General features: G+C 72.7%; 4 protein-coding genes. All 4 read left to right on the top strand.

Features of this window, described 5'->3' with window-relative positions; all coding sequences use genetic code 11:
* On the top strand, positions 1-747 hold a 747-nt coding region (locus ABZE72_RS16165), incomplete at its 5' end, for a polysaccharide deacetylase family protein (RefSeq protein WP_372730063.1).
* On the top strand, positions 741-2,189 hold the full coding sequence (locus ABZE72_RS16160; protein ID WP_372730062.1) for an O-antigen ligase family protein: 1,449 nt from the start codon (positions 741-743) through the stop codon (positions 2,187-2,189). The genes ABZE72_RS16165 and ABZE72_RS16160, both read left to right, overlap by 7 nt.
* Positions 2,190-2,197: 8 nt before the next feature.
* Positions 2,198-3,307: a glycosyltransferase family 4 protein gene (locus tag ABZE72_RS16155; RefSeq protein WP_372730061.1), complete on the top strand. Its 1,110-nt coding sequence runs from the start codon at positions 2,198-2,200 to the stop codon at positions 3,305-3,307.
* Positions 3,295-3,802 (top strand): glycosyltransferase family 4 protein (locus ABZE72_RS16150; RefSeq protein WP_372730060.1); only part of this gene is annotated, 508 nt, incomplete at its 3' end. The genes ABZE72_RS16155 and ABZE72_RS16150, both read left to right, overlap by 13 nt.

The following is a 3,802-nucleotide window of genomic DNA, read 5'->3' as shown; positions in this document are numbered from 1 at the left end:
GGGCTGAACATGATCGGGTGGCACCGCGTCGACGGGGAGCGGACCGACGGGCTCTCCACCGGGGTCGACGACTTCCAGCGCCACCTCGACGACCTCGAGGACTGGGGTGCGCGGATCCTGCCCCTGGACGAGGCAGTGGCCGCGCTGGCGGCCGGCACGCTCCCCGAGAAGGCGGTCGTCCTCACCTTCGACGACGGGTACGCCAGCGTCCTCGAGACGGCGTGGCCGCTGCTGCGCGAGCGCTCCATGCCGGCGACCTTCTTCGTGGTGTCCGGGATCCTCGACCGGCCGATGTCCTTTCCGTGGGACGCCCACGAGCACGACCACGGCGGCCGTCTCCGGCTGGCCACGGCTGACGAGCTGCTCGACGCAGCCCGGGAGGGCCTCGACATCGGCTCCCACACCGTGACGCACCCGTGGCTCCCGCGTCTGGACGCCGGGGAGCTCAAGCGCGAGCTCGTCGACTCCCGGGTCGCCCTCACCGAGCTGCTGGGCCGCACGATCACGTCGCTGGCCTACCCGACCGGCGGCTGGAACCGCAGCGTCCGCGACGCGGTCGACGACGCCGGGTACTCCATCGCGATCACGGTCGACCGGGGGATGAACACCCGGCGTACCCATCCGCTGTCGCTGAAGCGGTCCTTCGTGCCCGAGGATCCGCGCGACCTCCGTCTCGTCCTGGACGGCGCCTACACGATGCTCCGCCCCCTCGATGAACTGCGAGGGCGGAGCGGCCCGCCATGGTGAACGAGACCCGGGGCGAGATGGTGCGTCGACGCGCGGACCTCGCGCGTCGCTCCGGTACGTCGATGGAGCGGCGTCCCACCAGTGACCTGGCCCTCCCGGTCCACTCGTCGGGCCCCACCGGGATCGCGCGGATGCGCTGGCCGGACCGGGTTCCCGCCTGGCTGACCTTCGTGCTTCCGCTGCTCGCCGCGATTCCGATCGGGCTCGGGGCGGGCTATCTGCCCGTGCTCACGGCGGCCGCGGTGTTCGGCGGGGTGATCCTGATCGCCCTGATGGTCCGGATCGAGTGGGCGGTACTCACCGTGGTGGCGGCCGCCGCCTTCGACGACTACCTGCTCGGCCTCGACCCCCGCTTGGCCAAGGGGCTCGCCGCCCTGGCGATCGGCGCCTGGCTGCTGCGCCGGTCGGCGGGTCCGCTGCACCGCAAGCCCTACAGCCCGGTGATGATGACCGCGCTGGCCTTCGTCGTCGTGCTGCTGGCCTCGACGGTGGCCCATGCCAACGGAACCACGGGACAGGCCGTGCTGATCCGTTACGCCGGCTTCCTCGCCCTGCTGGTGGTGCTCGCGGACACGATGCGGGGCGGGATCCTCGCGCCGGCCACGGTGGCCCGTGCGTACGTCTTCTCCTCGGCGGTGGCCTCGCTCTTCGGGATCGGCAGCTACCTGCTGGGCTACGACCGACGGGTCGGTGGCCCCATCGGCGACCCGAACGACTTCGCCTTCTTCCTGCTCACCGCCCTGCCGCTCGCGATCGCGCTGAGGAAGCAGGGGCCCCGTTCTCGCCGGACCTGGCCCTACGACCTGTCCGCCTTCGTGATCACCCTGGCCATCGTGGGCACGCTGTCGCGTGGAGCAATGCTCGCGATGGCGGCGATGGCGCTGTTCGCGGTCGTGGTGGGGATGGTGCGGCTGCGCGCCGCCCTGGTGGGTGTCGTGGTACTCGCCGCCGGCCTCGGCATCACGATGGCCGCGGTCCCGGAGATGGTTGCCACCAGCCTCCAGCAGAAGGACTACGTCGCAGGGCAGAACGTCTCCGAGCGGCTCGACCTCTGGACCGCGGCCGGCCAGATGACGGTGGAGAACCCGCTGCTCGGACTAGGCCCGGGATCGTTCGCGCTCTACCACCGCGACTACCTCGGAGCCCTGCCGGCCGACGTCAACCACCGGCTGGACGTGGCTCACAACACCTACCTCGAGGTCTCCAGCGAGCTCGGGTTCCTCGGCCTGGGCATGTTCCTGCTCCTGCTCCTGATGGCCTTCGGTGGCGCCTGGAGCGGGTGGCGTCGTACCCGAGATCCGGTGGCGGCGGCGGTGTGCGCCGCGCTCGTGGGGGCGGTCATCTCGGCGACCTTCGTGACCGAGCAGTACGCCCTGCCGTTCTGGCTGCTGGCGGCGTTCGGAGCAGCGTTCTGGGTCTCCGAGCCGGAGCGGCCCGAGTGATGCGGGTCGTGCAGTTGCTCACCCAGAGCGTGGGTGGGCCCCCCGACCACGCCGTGGACGTCGCTGTCGGGCTCGCCGCCCGGGGCGTGGACAGTCACGTGATCGGACCGGAGTGCCCCGGCACCGAGACGGCCCGGGCTGCTGGGGTCACCTGGCACGTGCGTGAGATGGCCAGCAAGACCGACCTGCGCGGCGGTGCCGAGATGGTGCGTCAGCTGCGGGCACTGCGTCCCGACGTCGTGCACCTGCAGGACCGACGTGCGGGGTGGCTCGGGCGGGCCTTGGGGCCGTTCCTGCGCCGGACCGCCGTGGTCTACACCCTGCACGGGGTCGCCGACGGGCTCTCGGACCTCGTGCCCGGCAACGCCCGGGCGGCCGAGCGACGCCGCCGGGACCGCTGGTACTACCTGACCGGCGAGCGACTGATCTCGCGCTGGGGGCGGGCGCGGGTCGTGGTGCCGAGCGCGGCCGTGGCCCGTTTCGCGACCGAGCACGTCGGCATCCCGGCGGGCATGATCGACGTGGTGGCCAACGGTGTCGACGCCCGCCGCTTCGCTCCGTCGCCGGCCAGCGGCGTCGGTGGCCCCCCGACGGTTCTCTGGCTGGGCGTGCTGGCGGAGGTCAAGCGGATCGAGGTCCTGCTCGACGCCGTCGAGCGGGTGCCGGAGCTGCAGGTGCTGATCGCGGGTGACGGCCCGCTCTGGGACGTCGTCGAGGCGCGGGTGGCCCAGCCCGCGCTCCGCGGGCGGGTGACGATGCTCGGACGGCTCGCGGATCCGGCGCCGGTCTTCGGGCGCGCCGACTTCTTCGCGCTGACCTCGGCCGCCGAGAACTGTCCGCTGGCAATGCTGCAGGCGATGTCCTGCGGACTCGGGGTGGTGAGCACCGCCGTCGGCGGGATCCCCGAGGTGGTGCGCGACGGCGTCGAGGGCCTGCTGTGTCCCGTGGACGACACCGACGCGCTCGTCGCGGCGCTCGCCGCCCTGAGCGGTGACGCCGAGCTGTCTCGCCGGATGGGGCAGGCCGCACGTGACCGGATCCTTGGGGGGTTCACGATCGAGCACTGCGTGGACGGACTGCTGCGCAGCTACGAGAAGGCGCTGACGTGCGCACGCTGATGGTGATCGCCGAGATGGGATCGGGTGGGGCGGAGACCGTCGTCACCGACCTGGCCGGCCACCTCGCGAGCACCGGCGGGTCCGTCTGCGTCGCGAGCAACGGCGGCTGGCGGGCCGATGGCCTGGTCGTGGCCGGGATCCGCACGGTGCAGATCCCGTTGCGGGCGCCCGGGCCGCGGTCGCTCCTCCGGAGCGGTTGGGCGGTGGGACGAGAGCTGCGACGACACCCCGTCGACGTGGTGCACGCGCACAACGTCCGGGCCGGCGTCGCGGCGTACCTCGGCACCAGATTCGTACGCCGGCGGCCGCCGATCGTGACGAGCGTGCACGGACTGGCGGCCGAGGACTACGACACGGCCGCCCGCCTGCTCGGGAAGACCGCGGACCTCGTGGTGGCGGTCTCCGACGACGTGGCCGACCGTCTGCGCGCCGGCGGCCTGCCGGAGGCCCGCCTGCAGGTGATCGAGAACGCCGTGACCGTGAGCGCGCTCCCCG

Source organism: Nocardioides sp., from assembly GCF_041600255.1.
GTDB lineage: Bacteria > Actinomycetota > Actinomycetes > Propionibacteriales > Nocardioidaceae > Nocardioides.
The sequence above is the reverse complement of the archived record's forward strand: the minus strand, read 5'-3'. Positions and strand labels throughout refer to the sequence as shown.

Excerpts from the sequence above, each read along its gene's own strand:
- ABZE72_RS16160 (WP_372730062.1), top strand. The coding sequence starts at position 741 with ATGGTGAACGAGACCCGGGGCGAGATGGTGCGTCGACGCGCGGACCTC.